The 14,621-nt window shown below is 72.9% G+C and carries 11 protein-coding genes; 8 read left to right on the top strand and 3 right to left on the bottom strand.

The window, feature by feature from the left end; all coding sequences use genetic code 11:
• Positions 1–252 precede the first annotated feature (252 nt).
• The 3 genes from ACFYO9_RS04755 (at position 253) to sucD (ending at position 3,908) form a co-directional block, all read left to right on the top strand.
• A complete protein-coding gene (locus ACFYO9_RS04755) occupies positions 253–1,464 on the top strand; it encodes a VWA domain-containing protein (RefSeq protein WP_388666026.1) in 1,212 nt (403 codons plus the stop codon).
• Positions 1,465–1,822: 358 nt separating this feature from the next.
• Positions 1,823–3,001 carry an ADP-forming succinate--CoA ligase subunit beta gene (gene sucC, locus ACFYO9_RS04750; protein ID WP_358776769.1) on the top strand — a complete coding sequence of 393 codons (1,179 nt, stop codon included), beginning with the start codon at positions 1,823–1,825 and terminating at the stop codon, positions 2,999–3,001.
• 22 nt (positions 3,002–3,023) lie between these two features.
• Complete coding sequence (gene sucD, locus ACFYO9_RS04745) at positions 3,024–3,908, top strand: succinate--CoA ligase subunit alpha (RefSeq protein ID WP_358776768.1); 885 nt, start codon at positions 3,024–3,026, stop codon at positions 3,906–3,908.
• 113 nt (positions 3,909–4,021) lie between these two features.
• On the opposite strand, the gene ACFYO9_RS04740 is transcribed toward sucD, so the two are convergent.
• Positions 4,022–5,341, bottom strand: coding sequence for a helix-turn-helix domain-containing protein (locus ACFYO9_RS04740; RefSeq protein WP_358776767.1), 1,320 nt, complete (start codon positions 5,339–5,341; stop codon positions 4,022–4,024).
• 151 nt (positions 5,342–5,492) lie between these two features.
• Here ACFYO9_RS04740 and ACFYO9_RS04735 point away from each other — a divergent pair, with 151 nt between their 5' ends.
• Complete coding sequence (locus ACFYO9_RS04735) at positions 5,493–8,450, top strand: DUF6350 family protein (RefSeq protein WP_388665956.1); 2,958 nt, start codon at positions 5,493–5,495, stop codon at positions 8,448–8,450.
• Between the two features lie 140 nt (positions 8,451–8,590).
• Here the strand turns inward: ACFYO9_RS04735 and ACFYO9_RS04730 are convergent, their stop codons facing one another.
• Positions 8,591–9,490 (bottom strand): hypothetical protein, encoded by a 900-nt coding sequence (locus ACFYO9_RS04730; RefSeq protein ID WP_358776766.1) that lies wholly within the window; start codon positions 9,488–9,490, stop codon positions 8,591–8,593.
• A gap of 273 nt (positions 9,491–9,763) precedes the next feature.
• Here ACFYO9_RS04730 and purN point away from each other — a divergent pair, with 273 nt between their 5' ends.
• Complete coding sequence (purN, locus tag ACFYO9_RS04725) at positions 9,764–10,402, top strand: phosphoribosylglycinamide formyltransferase (RefSeq protein WP_358710408.1); 639 nt, start codon at positions 9,764–9,766, stop codon at positions 10,400–10,402.
• Complete coding sequence (gene purH / locus ACFYO9_RS04720; RefSeq protein WP_358776765.1) at positions 10,399–11,976, top strand: bifunctional phosphoribosylaminoimidazolecarboxamide formyltransferase/IMP cyclohydrolase; 1,578 nt, start codon at positions 10,399–10,401, stop codon at positions 11,974–11,976. Before purN ends, purH begins: the two co-directional genes overlap by 4 nt.
• 100 nt (positions 11,977–12,076) lie before the next feature.
• On the opposite strand, the gene ACFYO9_RS04715 is transcribed toward purH, so the two are convergent.
• Positions 12,077–12,703, bottom strand: a complete 627-nt coding sequence (locus ACFYO9_RS04715) for a hypothetical protein (RefSeq protein WP_358776764.1) — start codon at positions 12,701–12,703, stop codon at positions 12,077–12,079.
• A 254-nt stretch (positions 12,704–12,957) separates the two neighbouring features.
• Between ACFYO9_RS04715 and ACFYO9_RS04710 the strand changes: the two genes are divergently transcribed.
• Both ACFYO9_RS04710 and ACFYO9_RS04705 read left to right on the top strand, forming a co-directional pair.
• Entirely contained in the window at positions 12,958–13,812 is an 855-nt protein-coding gene (locus tag ACFYO9_RS04710; protein WP_355803687.1) for a bifunctional methylenetetrahydrofolate dehydrogenase/methenyltetrahydrofolate cyclohydrolase, read from the top strand.
• Positions 13,813–13,831: 19 nt separating this feature from the next.
• Entirely contained in the window at positions 13,832–14,449 is a 618-nt protein-coding gene (locus ACFYO9_RS04705) for a DUF3017 domain-containing protein (protein WP_358776763.1), read from the top strand.
• Positions 14,450–14,621 lie beyond the last annotated feature (172 nt).

The raw sequence follows: 14,621 nt of genomic DNA, 5'->3' as shown, positions 1-14,621 counted from the left end.
ATGCCCGACACGGACGGAGTGCCCGGCGCGGACGGAGTGCCCGGCGCGGACGGAGGGGCCCGCACGGACGGTGTCGGCGGCGCGGACGAAGTGACCCGCGCGGAAGAAGTACCCGGCACAGACGGCGTGCCCCGCGCCGAAAAAGTACCCGGCACAGACGGCGTGCCCCGCGCCGAAAAAGTGCCCGGCACAGACGGCGTGCCCCGCGCCGAAAAAGTGCCCGGCACAGACGGCGTGCCCCGCACGGATGAAGTGCCCGGCACAGACGAAGCGCCCCGCACGGACGACGTACCCGACCGTCTCCCCGGCGAAGCCCGGCTGCGGCGGTGGCGGCTTGTGTTGGGGGGAAGCGGGGGTGACGGGACCGGGTGCGCGCTCCAGGGGCGGGACGTGGCGGTGGACGGGGCGCTGAGCGCGCTGTACGGCGGGGCGGGGGAGAAGGACGGGCGGGGGCGGGACCGTTCCGCGGGGCTCGGCGCGTCCGCGCCGTCCGTGGCGCGGTGGCTCGGGGACATCCGGACCTACTTCCCCTCGTCCGTCGTACAGGTCATGCAGCGCGACGCCATCGACCGCCTCGGCCTCTCCGCGCTGCTCCTGGAGCCGGAGATGCTGGAGGCCGTCGAGGCGGACGTCCACCTCGTGGGCACGCTGCTCTCGCTCAACAAGGCCATGCCGGAGACGACCAAGGAGACCGCGCGGGCCGTCGTGCGCAAGGTCGTCGAGGACTTGGAGAAGCGCCTCGCGACCCGCACCCGGGCCACGCTCACCGGCGCCCTCGACCGCAGCGCCCGCGTCAGCAGGCCGCGCCACCACGACATCGACTGGAACCGCACCATCGCGGTCAACCTCAAGAACTATCTGCCGGAGTACCGGACGATCGTCCCCGAGCGGCTCGTCGGGTACGGGCGGGCGTCCCGGTCGGTGAAGAAGGAGGTCATCCTCTGCATCGACCAGTCGGGGTCGATGGCCGCCTCCGTCGTGTACGCCTCGGTGTTCGGGGCCGTGCTCGGGTCCATGCGCTCGCTCGACACCCGGCTCGTCGTGTTCGACACCAACGTCGTCGACCTGACCGACCAGCTCGACGACCCCGTCGACGTCCTCTTCGGCACCCAGCTGGGCGGCGGCACGGACATCAACAGGGCGCTCGCGTACTGCCAGGCGCAGATCACCCGGCCCGCCGACACCGTCGTCGTGCTCATCAGCGATCTCTACGAAGGGGGCATACGCGACGAGATGCTGAAGCGGGTCGCCGCGATGAAGGCGTCCGGGGTGCAGTTCGTGACGCTGCTCGCGCTCTCCGACGAGGGAACACCGGCGTACGACCGCGAGCACGCCGCGGCGCTCGCCGCGCTGGACGCGCCGGCCTTCGCCTGCACCCCCGACCTCTTCCCGGAGGTGATGGCCGCGGCGATCGAGCGCCGCCCGCTTCCCATACCGGACACCGCGGCGGGGCACCGTGCCTGAGGAGGGCGCCGGTACGTGACGTACCTCTCGTCGGCTCCCCCGCCCCACCCGGTTGCGGGAGCAATCGCAGCAACCGGAGCAAAGGGCCGATCCCGGCGCCCCGGGGGCCGCACCCGTTGCGGGGCCGGTGCCGACGGTTGACATCTGTGACCGTCATCACCGCCCAAATGTGATCTGCGATTTAGGGACCTACGTCCCGCGGCGATAACCTGCGAGACGGACATGCCGCGTACCGGACTCCGTCCTACGCCTCCCTTGTGACAGCGCAGTCACGTTGCCCTCCGCGGCACGCCCATGCAGACAGCTGACACCAAAGCAGCGAGATCGCAGCGAGATCACGGATAAGGGACGGACGCGCGTGGACCTGTTCGAGTACCAGGCGAGGGACCTCTTCGCCAAGCACGGTGTACCGGTGCTGGCCGGTGAAGTCATCGACACGCCTGAGGCGGCGCGCGAGGCCACCGAGCGACTGGGCGGCAAGTCGGTCGTCAAGGCGCAGGTGAAGGTCGGTGGCCGCGGCAAGGCCGGCGGCGTGAAGCTGGCGGCGAACCCGGACGAGGCCGTCGCTCGCGCGACGGACATCCTCGGCATGGACATCAAGGGCCACACGGTCCACAAGGTGATGATCGCCGAGCTGTCGCCGGAGATCGAGGCGGAGTACTACGTCTCGTACCTGCTCGACCGCACCAACCGCACCTTCCTGGCCATGGCGTCGGTGCAGGGCGGCATGGACATCGAGGAGGTCGCGGAGAAGACCCCCGAGGCCCTCGCGAAGGTCCCGGTCAACGCCGTCGAGGGCGTGACCATCGAGAAGGCCCGCGAGATCGTGGCCCAGGCGAAGTTCCCGGCCGAGGTGGCCGAGGACGTCGCCGAGGCGATGGTGACCCTGTGGGACACCTTCGTCGCCGAGGACGCGCTCCTCGTCGAGGTCAACCCGCTGGTGAAGACCAAGGACGGCCGCATCCTGGCCCTGGACGGCAAGGTCTCGCTCGACGAGAACGCCGACTTCCGCCAGGCCGACCACGAGGCTCTTGAGGACAAGGCCGCAGCCAACCCGCTCGAGGCTGCCGCCAAGGCCAAGAACCTCAACTACGTCAAGCTGGACGGCGAGGTCGGCATCATCGGCAACGGCGCGGGTCTCGTCATGAGCACCCTCGACGTCGTCGCGTACGCCGGTGAGGCGCACGGCAACGTCAAGCCGGCCAACTTCCTCGACATCGGCGGCGGCGCCTCGGCCGAGGTCATGGCGAACGGCCTGGAGATCATCCTCGGCGACCCGGACGTCAAGTCCGTGTTCGTCAACGTCTTCGGTGGCATCACCGCGTGCGACGAGGTCGCCAACGGCATCGTGCAGGCCCTGGAGCTGCTCGCCTCCAAGGGCGAGAAGGTCGAGAAGCCGCTGGTCGTGCGCCTCGACGGCAACAACGCGGAGCTGGGTCGCAAGATCCTGAGCGACGCCAACCACCCGCTCGTGCAGCGCGTGGACACCATGGACGGCGCGGCCGACAAGGCCGCCGAGCTCGCGGCTGCGAAGTAAGGGAAGAGGTTAAGACACCACCATGGCTATCTTCCTCAACAAGGACAGCAAGGTCATCGTCCAGGGCATGACCGGTGCCACGGGCATGAAGCACACCAAGCTCATGCTGGGTGACGGCACGAACATCGTCGGCGGCGTGAACCCGCGCAAGGCCGGCACGTCCGTCGACTTCGACGGCACCGAGGTCCCGGTCTTCGGCACGGTCAAGGAGGCCATGGAGGCGACGGGCGCCAACGTGTCCGTCCTCTTCGTGCCGCCGGCCTTCTCCAAGGCCGCCGTCGTCGAGGCGATCGACGCCGAGATCCCCCTCGCCGTCGTCATCACCGAGGGCATCGCCGTCCACGACTCCGCCGCCTTCTGGGCGTACGCGAAGTCGAAGGGCAACAAGACCCGCATCATCGGCCCGAACTGCCCCGGCCTCATCACCCCGGGCCAGTCGAACGCCGGCATCATCCCGGGCGACATCACGAAGCCGGGCCGCATCGGCCTGGTCTCGAAGTCCGGCACGCTGACGTACCAGATGATGTACGAGCTCCGTGACATCGGCTTCTCCTCGGCCGTCGGCATCGGTGGCGACCCGGTCATCGGCACGACGCACATCGACGCCCTGGAGGCGTTCGAGGCCGACCCCGACACCGACCTGATCGTCATGATCGGCGAGATCGGCGGCGACGCCGAGGAGCGCGCGGCGGACTACATCAAGGCCAACGTGACGAAGCCGGTCGTCGGCTACGTCGCCGGTTTCACCGCGCCCGAGGGCAAGACCATGGGCCACGCCGGTGCCATCGTCTCCGGCTCCTCCGGCACGGCGCAGGCCAAGAAGGAGGCCCTCGAGGCCGCCGGCGTCAAGGTCGGCAAGACGCCGACCGAGACGGCGAAGCTGGCGCGCGCGATCCTCGCGGGCTGAGTGTGCCGCACCGGTTGCCCTAAAGGCGGCCTCGGCACCTGCCACAACGGCTGAGAGCGGGCCCGCACCTCGACAGAGGTGCGGGCCCGCTTTTTTTCGCGCCGTGGACCTCGCTACTCCGTCCGCGGGGTCAGCCGGTAGGGGCCGCTCGTCAGCTCCGTGTGGAGCTTGTTCCGCAGCGCCTGGTCCGCCGGCGTGAACGGGCCGGGCCCCATCCGCGGCGGCACCCCGCTGATGGCCCGGCCCGGCGCCAGCGGGGCCTCGTACCGGGTGGGGGCGTGCTGCAGGGTCAGCCCCGTCGCGCCGACGATCAGGGTCGTGAACGCGATGGCGGTACGGGTCCAGAAGCGGGTGCGGTGTTCGCCGCCGGTACGGATGCGTTCGGCCTTCGGGAGCCGCAGCCGCTCACCCCTGCCGATCTCGTCGAGGCGCCGGTGCAGCGTCTCGGGGTCGGCCAGGTCGGGCAGCCGCTCGCCGACGGTCTCGCGCGCGTTCATCAGGCGGTGCGCGGTGGCGGGCGTGCTCGCCTCGGTCTCGGCGGCGGTCTCCGGCAGGTCGAGGCCGACGCCGTCGTACAGCAGCAGGGCGCGGCGCTGTACGGGTGGCAGGTCCATGAGGACCTTGAGGAAGGCGCGGTCGGCCGGTGTCGCGGGCGGGGCGTCCGAGCGGCGGCCGGGGCGCAGACGGTGCCAGGGGGCCATCGCGTACTCGTACGCCGCCGCGCGCACCCAGCCCGCCGGGTCCCGGTCGACGGCCACCTCGGGCCAGCGCTGCCACGCCAGCTGGAAGGCGCGCTCCACCGACTCCTGGGCGAGGTCCCGCCGCCCGGTGAGCGCGTACGCCTGCCGTACGAGGCCGGGGGCGCAGTCGGCGCAGAGGGCGTCGAAGGCCTGGGCGGGCGTGAGGTCCGCGGGGTCGGTGGGCTGGGGGACGGTGACCGGCACGGGCGCCGGCACCGGCGTCGGGGCGGGGGCCTTGGCCGTGCGCTTGGTGGCGGCGGCAGCGGCGGGGGCGGGCTCCCGGTCGCGTTCGAGCAGGGTGGTCCCGGCGCCGCGGGTGGCGCGGCCGCTGCCCGCGACGACCTTCTCCGGCGCGCTGTCCGCCGTACGGTCCGGAGCCTTGTCCGGGACGGTGTCTGAGGGCTTCGACGGCTTCGAGGACACCGACGGCTCAGCGGGCGTCGTGGACATGGTAGGCGTGGTGGACGTCGCAGACGTCGCGGACGTCGTGGGCTCGGCGAGCGCGTTCAGAAGCTTCGCGTAGGCCTGGAGCTTGCGGCCCCGCGGCTGGGTGCGGCCCGTCTCCCAGGAGCGCACCGTTTCGCGGGTGACACCGATCCTCGCCGCGAGGTCGGCCTGGCTCAGCGACTTCGCCTCGCGCAGCCTGCGGCGTTCCTTGGGGGACGGCAGAGGCGTGGCAGGGCTCTGGGGCATGTCGGACTCTCCGCACCGTGGGCCGACGTGCGGCGGGTGGCCGGGCACGACCCTCCCGCCGTACGTATAAGTACATAAACGTATCTTGAGCGACACATCGGACATTCGCCTGTTACGGGACGAAAGCGCGTGTCGTTGGGAGCATGGCCGGGTGACGCAGACGACCGATCCCCACGCCCCGTTGCCGCCCGTGGAGCCGTTGCGCGAACGGGTCCGTGACCGCTCTCCCGGCCTGGCGGGCTGCATGGTCGGCGGGGTGGTCGCCGCGGGCCTCGGGCTCGGTGCGTTCGCGGTCCTGGTGATGGTGCTGTGGATCAGTTCGCCGTATCCGGACAGCGGGCCGCAGGGTGCGCTGCACGTCGCCGCGGGGCTGTGGCTGCTGGCGCACGGTGCGGAACTCGTCCGCACGGACACGCTCTCCGGGGCGGCCGCGCCGATCGGGGTGACCCCGCTGCTCCTGGCCGTGGTCCCCGGGTTGCTGGTGCACCGGGCGGCGCGGGAGGCGGCGGCCCCCGACGGGCGGGGGGAGGCGGCGCGGACGGCGTGGGCCGGCGTGGTGGCCGGTTACCTGCTGGTCGCCGTGGCCGCGGCGCTGTACGCGACGGGCGGTGAGCTGCGGCCCGACTGGATCGGCGTCATCGTGCACGTGCCGGCGCTTACGGCGGTGGCGGCCGGGTTCGGGGTCTGGACGGCGCACGGCCGCCCGCACGGGCCGCTGCCTGCGTCTCTGCGGGATGTCTCCCTACGGGACATCTCCCTGCGGGACGTCTCCTTGCGGGGCGGCCCGCTACGGGGCGGGTCGCCGCGAGGTGGGCCGGTCGCCCCTCCCCGGGGGCCGAACGGGACGCTGGCGGGCGGGTTCGTCGTACGGCGCGGGGCGATCGCCGTCGTACGGGCCGGGGCGGCGGGCGCGATGGCGCTGGTCGGCGGCGGGGCACTGCTCGTCGCGGTGTCGCTGATTCTGCACGTCGGGCCCTTGCAGTCGTCGTTCACGCAGATCACGGACGTGTGGTCGGGGCGGCTCGCGGTGCTGATGCTGGCGCTCGCGCTGGTGCCGAACGCCGCGGTGTGGGGTGCGTCGTACGGCCTGGGGCCCGGTTTCGCGCTCGGTACGGGGGCGGTCGTCGACCCGCTGGCCGCGGGGACGGTGCCGTCGCTGCCGCCCTTCCCGCTGCTGGCCGCGCTGCCGTCGCCGGGCGAGGCAACGCCGCTGAACTGGGTGACCCTGGCGGTGCCGGTGGGGGCGGGACTCGCGGTGGCGTGCTGCACGGCCCGGGCGGCGGCGCCCGCCCTCGGGGAGCGCGGCGGGGCGTGGTCGCGGGGCCGGACGGCGGCGGGGGCGGCCATGGCGGCGGTGGTGTGCGGGGTGATGACGGCGGGGCTTGCGGCGCTGGCGGGCGGCCCGATGGGGGTGGCGGTCCTGTCCGAGTTCGGCCCGGTGTGGTGGCTGACGGGGGCGGCGGCGCTGGCCTGGACGACGGTGATCGGTGTCCCTGCGGCCCTGCTCCTGCGGGCGTGGCGCCTGAGGGTGCCGCCCGACAGACAACGGTGGCCACGCCTGCGCCGCCTGGCACTCCCCACACTCCGCCTCCCGCGCCCGCGCCGCCCCCAGGCGGGAACGGGCCGCGCACGGCTGCCGTGGCCGGGGCGCTCGGGTGGAGCGGGCGGGTCGGATACGGGGGCTGAGACTGGGGCCGGGTCCGGGGAGCCTGCGAAGGGCGGTCCGGGGGTGACGGGTGAGCGCGTACGGAGGCCGTGGCCCGGGCGGCGACGGATGGCGGAGGGTGACCCTGGGGGCGGCGCAACGGGTGCTGCCTCACTGGTGGATGGCCCTGGGGGCGGCGTAACCAGTCCCGAGCCTCGGGACGCCGTACCGAGCGGTGAGACGGCCTCGACGCCCGGCGACGCCGGCGCGACGAACGCCGGGACCGCCACCGAACCGGCGGCTGACGTCCGCCGAGAGGATGACGTGGCGGCGGCAGGTGGGCGGATGGGGTGGCCGTGGCCGGGGCGGAAAACCGAGGACGACCCGGCGGCTGTACCCGGTGAGGCCGGGGATCACGCTGACCCGCGCCCGCGGTTCGGGCGGCCGACTGGAGGCGGGGCGTCCCGAGCGGACGTTGCCGGAGGCGTTCGGCCGGAGTCGGCTGATGGGACCGGCTTCGTGCCCGGTGAGCCCGGAGGTCACGGCGCCCCGCGCCCGTCGTCCGAGCGGCGAACCGGGGCCGAAGCGCCCCGAGCTGAGGCGACCGGACCCGACGCATCCGGAGACATTCGGCCGGAGTCGGCCGGCGCGACCGGCCCCGTACCCGGTAACCCCGGGGGTCACGCTGACCCGCGCCCGTCGTCCGTGTGGCGGACCGGAGAGGAGGCGCTCCGAGCCGAGGTGACCGGAACCGACGTTGCCGGAGCCGTTCGGCCAGAGCTGGCCGGCGCGACCGGCCCCGTACCCGGTGAGCCCGGGGGTCACGCTGACCCGCGCCCGTCGTCCGGGCGGCGGACTGGAGACGAGGCGCCCCGAGCCGAGGTGACCGGAGCCGACGTTCCCGAAGCTGCTCGGTCGGTGCCGGGGGACGGGACCGGCCTAGTGCCCGGTGAGCCCGGGGGTCACGCTGACCCGCGCCCGTCGTCCGGGCGGCGAACCGGAGAGGAGGCGCTCCGAGCCGAGGTGACCGGAGCCGACGTTGCCGGAGGCGTTCGGCCGGAGTCGGCCGACGCGACCTGCCCCGCACCCGGTGAGCCCGGGGGCCACGGCGCCCCGCGCCCGCCGTCCGAGCGGCGAACCGGGGCCGAAGCGCCCCGAGCCGAGGCGACCGGAGCCGACGTACCCGGAGACAGTCGGTCGGAGTCGGCGGGCGGGGTCGAACCCGCTACGAGTGGGAGCGACAAGCGTGCCCGGCTCTCGTGGTTCGGTCGGCTGGCCGACCCGGAACCCCCGGGCGCCAAGAGCGACGCGGCCCCGGCGACAGAGCCGTCCGACTCCGCGTACCCCCGGTCGGAGTCCGGGGAGCTCCCACCCTCCTGGCACGAGGACGCCGTCCGGGAAGCCCGTTGGCGGGCCTTGAAGGAGGCGAGGGAGGAGAGGGAGCGCAGGGAACGGGGGGAGTAGCAAACCCGGGACCTGGGCCCGTGCCCGTACCTGTTCCGGCGCGTACCCGTCCCGGCACGGGGCCCGTACCCGTTCCGGCAACACCCGTGGCCCCAGCTACCCGCGCCTGCCCCCCGCCCCGTCAAAGAGGCCGGCTCCGCTCAGTCCTGCTCGCCCAGGAGCGGGCGCAGCGGCTTCGGGAGGTGGTCCTCGCAGGACTGCTGCGACGCGTTCGTGAGCGCGTCGTCCACGCACGTGTAGTAGTCGCGGTACACCAACTGCGCCGTGAACGTCGCCGCCACCATGAGCAGCGCGAGCCCGCCCGTCACCAGGCCACTGATCGCGGCCGTCGTCTGCGGCCGGGTGCTCGAAGACGGGCCGGCCGGGACCCGGTCGCCCGCCGCGGGCGGAGTGGCCGCAGCCGGCGACGCCGACGCCGACGCCGATGTCGATGCCGACGCGGCAGCACGCGCCGCCGCATCGCCCGTATCGCCCGCACCCCGCGCACGCGTCTTCGCGCGCAGCGCCTGCACCGCCCACATCACCGCGAGCGCACCCAGCAGCAGCGCCAGGTACCGCCAGCCGAACAGGGCGAAGAAGAAGCCCCACATGCCGGAGAGCAGGGCGTAGCGCGCGCGGCGCTGGGCCGGGTCCGCGGGGTCCCAGCGCATGCCGGAGCCGCCGGGCGACGAGGGGTCCTCCTTGCCGGGGCCGTTCTGCTGTCGGGGCCGGTCGCCGAAGCCGCCCTGCGAGCGGCCGGGCTGACGGTCGCTCCACTGGCTCCCCCAGGGAGACCCATGGCCGTCACCGGAACCGGAACCGGAACCGGAGCCGGAACCCTCGCCGTCCGGTCCGGCGTCGCCCGACGGGCGGCGCGGCTGCCACGGCCGGTCCGGCGTCCCCTCCGGCGGCGGCGCGAAGGGATTGTCGTCGTCCTTGCCCGTCCCCTGGGAGCCCGAGCTCCCCTGGGAGCCCGAGCCCCGGGCACCCGCGTCCCGGGACTCCGGTCCCTGGGCGTCCGGGTCCTGCGGTGGAGACGAAGGGCGGCTACGGTCCGGCATCAGGTGTGCGTCTTCCCCTTGGTAGGGCCCCTCGCGGGGCCGTGACAGGGCCGTGGCGGAGCCGTTGCGCGGCTCGACAACGCGGCGTTCTTCGGTATTCAGGCGCTTCCCCACAGACGCTACCTTCCGGTCGCGCCCCCGTCCCGTGAGGGGCGGTTCCGTGTGCCGGTATCGTTGCTGGCGGTCGGCCGCTTCGTAGGGTTCCCCGTATCGCGGGGCTCGAAGCCTTCGTACGACCGTACAAAGACGCACCTTCCGAGAAAGGGCCCCGCTGTGGCCGAGAGCGCTGTGGTCGCGCCTCCCAAGCGACTCGTCGTGCTGGTCTCCGGGTCGGGCACGAACCTGCAGGCCCTGATCGACACGATCGGGGCCGAGGGCACCGGCGCCTACGGGGCCGAGATCGTCGCCGTCGGCGCCGACCGGGACGGCATCGCGGGCCTGGAGCGCGCCGAGCGCGCCGGCCTGCCCACCTTCGTCTGCCGCGTGAAGGACCACGCGACGCGCGACGCGTGGGACGCGGCCCTGGCCGAGGCGACCGCCGCGCACGAGCCCGACCTGGTGGTCTCCGCCGGGTTCATGAAGATCGTGGGGAAGGAGTTCCTCGCGCGCTTCGGCGGGCGGTTCGTGAACACGCACCCCGCGCTGCTGCCCAGTTTCCCGGGGGCCCACGGTGCGCGCGACGCGCTCGCGTACGGCGTGAAGGTCACCGGCTGCACCGTCCACTTCGTCGACGACGGCGTCGACACCGGACCGATCATCGCCCAGGGCGTGGTCGAGGTCCGGGACGAGGACGACGAGAGCGCTCTGCACGAGCGCATCAAGGAAGTCGAGCGCACGCTGCTCGTCGATGTCGTGGGGCGTCTGGCCCGGCACGGCTACCGCATTGAGGGACGAAAGGTTCTTATCCCGTGACCGCCGAAGCTACGAACGCCCCCGAGGCGCAGCGCCCCGTCAAGCGCGCACTCGTCAGCGTCTACGACAAGACCGGCCTGGAAGAGCTCGCGCGCGGGCTGTACGAGGCGGGCGTCGAGCTGGTCTCCACCGGCTCCACCGCCTCGCGGATCGCCGCCGCCGGGGTGCCCGTCACCAAGGTCGAGGAGCTCACCGGCTTCCCCGAGTGCCTGGACGGCCGCGTCAAGACCCTCCACCCGAAGGTGCACGCCGGCATCCTCGCCGACCTGCGGCTGGAGGACCACCGCCGGCAGCTCGACGAGCTGGGCGTCGAGCCCTTCCAGCTGGTCGTCGTGAACCTGTACCCCTTCAAGGAGACCGTCGCCTCCGAGGCCACCCCCGACGAGTGCGTCGAGCAGATCGACATCGGTGGCCCCTCGATGGTCCGCGCCGCCGCCAAGAACCACCCCTCGGTCGCCGTCGTCACCGACCCGAAGCGGTACGCGGACGTCCTCGCGGCCGTCGCGGCGGGCGGCTTCGACCTGGCGGCGCGCAAGCGGCTCGCGGGAGAAGCGTTCCGGCACACCGCCGCGTACGACGTGGCGGTGGCGAGCTGGTTCGCGGACGGGTACGCGGCGGCCGACGACTCCGGTCACCCCGGCTTCCTCGGCGCCACGTACGAGCGCAAGAACGTGCTCCGCTACGGCGAGAACCCGCACCAGGGCGCGGCCCTCTACGTCGACGGCACGGGCGGCCTCGCCGAGGCCGAGCAGCTGCACGGCAAGGAGATGTCGTACAACAACTACACGGACACGGACGCCGCGCGCCGTGCCGCGTACGACCACGACGAGCCCTGCGTCGCGATCATCAAGCACGCCAACCCGTGCGGCATCGCGATCGGCGCGAACGTCGCCGAGGCGCACCGCAAGGCGCACGCCTGCGACCCGCTCTCCGCGTTCGGCGGCGTCATCGCGGTGAACCGCCCGGTCTCCAAGGAGATGGCGGAGCAGGTCGCCGACATCTTCACCGAGGTCATCGTCGCCCCCGAGTACGAGGACGGCGCGCTGGAGGCCCTCACCAAGAAGAAGAACATCCGCGTGCTGCGCGCCCACCGGGCGCCGTCCAACGCGGTCGAGGTCAAGCAGATCGACGGCGGCGCGCTGCTCCAGGTCACCGACCGGCTGCAGGCCGACGGCGACAACTCCGCCAACTGGACGCTCGCCACGGGTGACGCGCTCAACGCGGGCGAGCTCGCCGAACTCGCCTTCGCCTGGAAGGCGTCGCGCGCGGTCAAGTCCAACGCGATCCTGCTCGCCAAGGACGGCGCCTCGGTCGGCGTCGGCATGGGCCAGGTCAACCGCGTCGACTCCGCGAAGCTCGCGGTCGAGCGCGCGGGCGAGGAGCGGGCGCGCGGCTCCTACGCCGCGTCCGACGCGTTCTTCCCCTTCCCCGACGGCCTGGAGATCCTGACCGCCGCGGGCGTCAAGGCCGTGGTGCAGCCGGGCGGTTCGGTCCGCGACGAGCTGGTGGTCGAGGCGGCGAAGAAGGCGGGCGTGACGATGTACTTCACGGGGACGCGGCACTTCTTCCACTGAGCCTGAGCCTGAGCCGTACGTACACCTGACCCGTACGTACAAGGGCCGCACCCTCCTTGCCGGGAGTGGTGCGGCCCTTGCGTGCGCGCGGAGAACTCGCTCAGTAACGCGGGCGGTTGAACCAGGCGGTGCCGCTGGGGACGACCGGCGCCACGGTGATGATGACGGCGAAGACGACCCAGATCAGCGGGAAGATGATCATGGTGGCCAGGCCGGAGTCGAGGCCGACGAACAGGGCGATCAGGCCGACGACGCCGCCGAGCGCGCCGTAGACCACGGTGGTGATCCGGATGCCCTGTCCGCCGCGGCCGAACTTCACGCCGAGGGTGATGGAGAGCGTCGCCAGGGCGGCCGCGACCAGGGCGGCGATCACGGCGATCCCGGCCACGGCGTCGCCGCCGTCGCCCACGCCGCCGAGGCCGAAGTCGTCGGCGCTGTCGGAGACGTCGTTGGCGACGGCCGCCACGTACAGGTAGATGACCGCGAAGAGGATCTGCACCGCGGATATCAGGTACAGGAAGACGCGCGCGGTGACCAGGAGCCCCGGCATCGACTGCTGCATCATGTTGCCGCCCGGGTAACCGGGGTAGGCGGGCTGCTGCGGGTAGCCGTAGGGCGCCTGCGGCGGCACGCCGGGCGGGCCCTGCTGGGGATAGCCGTACCCGGGAGCGGCCGGGGGCTGCTGGGGCGGCTGCCCGTATGGGTTGTTCGGGTCGCCGTAACTCATGGCGGTCTTCCTCCGTCGGGTGGTGCGGGGACGACGCGGCACATCACGGAGGAATGTTCTACAGATGCGGTCCGTCCCCCCGACACTGCCCGCGGCACTGTGCCGCTCATCGTTCTTTAGCATGGGCTTATTTGTCCAGCCGCATTCGGTATGTGTTGTGCAAGTGCAACCTCGCTGATCAGCCACGGGACCCGTGGGGCGCCCAGGGCCGCCCTGATTGGTACCGGGCGGGTCCCATCCGCGAAGATGGGGTCATGACCGCCCAGATTCTCGATGGCAAGGCCACCGCAGCCGCGATCAAGTCCGAACTGACCGCCCGCGTGGCGGCCCTGAAGGAGAAGGGCGTCACGCCCGGACTCGGTACCGTCCTGGTCGGCGACGACCCGGGCAGCCAGAAGTACGTCGCCGGCAAGCACCGCGACTGCGCGCAGGTCGGCATCGCCTCCATCCAGCGCGAACTGCCCGCCACCGCCTCCCAGGAGGAGATCGAGGCGGTCGTCCGCGAGCTCAACGAGGACCCCGCCTGCACCGGCTACATCGTCCAGCTGCCGCTGCCCAAGGGCATCGACGAGAACCGCGTCCTGGAGCTCATGGACCCGGACAAGGACGCCGACGGACTGCACCCGATGAACCTCGGCCGTCTCGTCCTGAACGAGCCCGCGCCGCTGCCCTGCACCCCGTACGGCATCATCCGGCTGCTCCGCGAGCACGACGTGGAGATCAAGGGCGCCGAGGTCGTCGTGGTCGGCCGCGGCGTGACCATCGGGCGCCCGATGCCGCTGCTCCTCACCCGCAAGTCGGAGAACGCCACGGTCACCCAGTGCCACACCGGCACCCGTGACCTCGCCGCGCACCTGAAGCGGGCCGACATCATCGTGGCCGCGGCCGGTGTGCCGCACCTGATCAAGCCGGAGGACGTGAAGCCGGGCGTCGCGGTGCTCGACGTCGGCGTCTCGCGCGACGAGAACGGCAAGATCGTCGGGGACGTCCACCCGGGCGTCGCCGAGGTCGCGGGCTGGATCTCCCCGAACCCGGGCGGCGTCGGCCCGATGACCCGCGCCCAGCTCCTGGTGAACGTCGTCGAGGCCGCGGAACGCTCCGCGCGCTGAACGGGAAAGGGGCGAGGCCATGAGCGCAGGACCTGACACGGGCGGCACGGACGCTTCGCGGGACGAGGACGACGCTTTGCTGACGGAGGACGCCTCCTCGGCGGAGCACCACGCCTCCCCCGCGGAGCACGCTTCCCCGGCAGAGGGCGCTTCCCCCGCGGAGGACGCTTCCGGAGCCGAGGCGTCCGCCGCCGACGACGTCCCCCGGGCCAAGGGCGCGGTCAGCGCGCCGGGTCCCGACGGGCGGCCGCGGAAGGTGTCGCGCCGCTTCCCGCTGTTCACGCGGGACACCGCGCGGCCCGAGGGCGGCGGCCGTGCCGCGGCCGGCGACGCCCCCGCACCGGCCCGTCAGTGGCCGCTGCTCAGCGTCTCCGGCCTGATCGGACTCGGGCTGCTGCTCACCGCGTTCGACGTCTTCCGCGTCGGCACGATTCTGGTCGGCGTCGCCCTCGTCGGGGGCGCCGTGCTGCGCTGGGCGCTGCCCGACGTGGGCATGTTGGCGGTGCGTTCGCGGTTCACGGACATGGTCACGTACGGGGTGCTCGGCGTCGCCATCGTGCTCCTCGCGCTGATGGCGCAGCCCAATCCCGTCCTGGAGATCCCGTTCCTGGACGACACCCTGCACTACACGATCTGAGCGAACGATCTGAGCGAACGACCTGAACGAATGATCTGAGCGAACGCCCCGCGCCGGTGGCCCGTCCTCCCCCGAGGAGACGGGCCACCGCCGCGTCGACCGGCCGCCCGCTTTCGTTCCCCCGGCGGCCGCGGCACCGGTTCCACAAACTACGGGCGGCGGCCCACGACGT

The sequence above is a fragment of the Streptomyces sp. NPDC005863 genome (assembly GCF_042871345.1).
Classification (GTDB): Bacteria; Actinomycetota; Actinomycetes; order Streptomycetales; family Streptomycetaceae; genus Streptomyces.
This window is presented reverse-complemented; position numbering and strand designations above follow the sequence as displayed.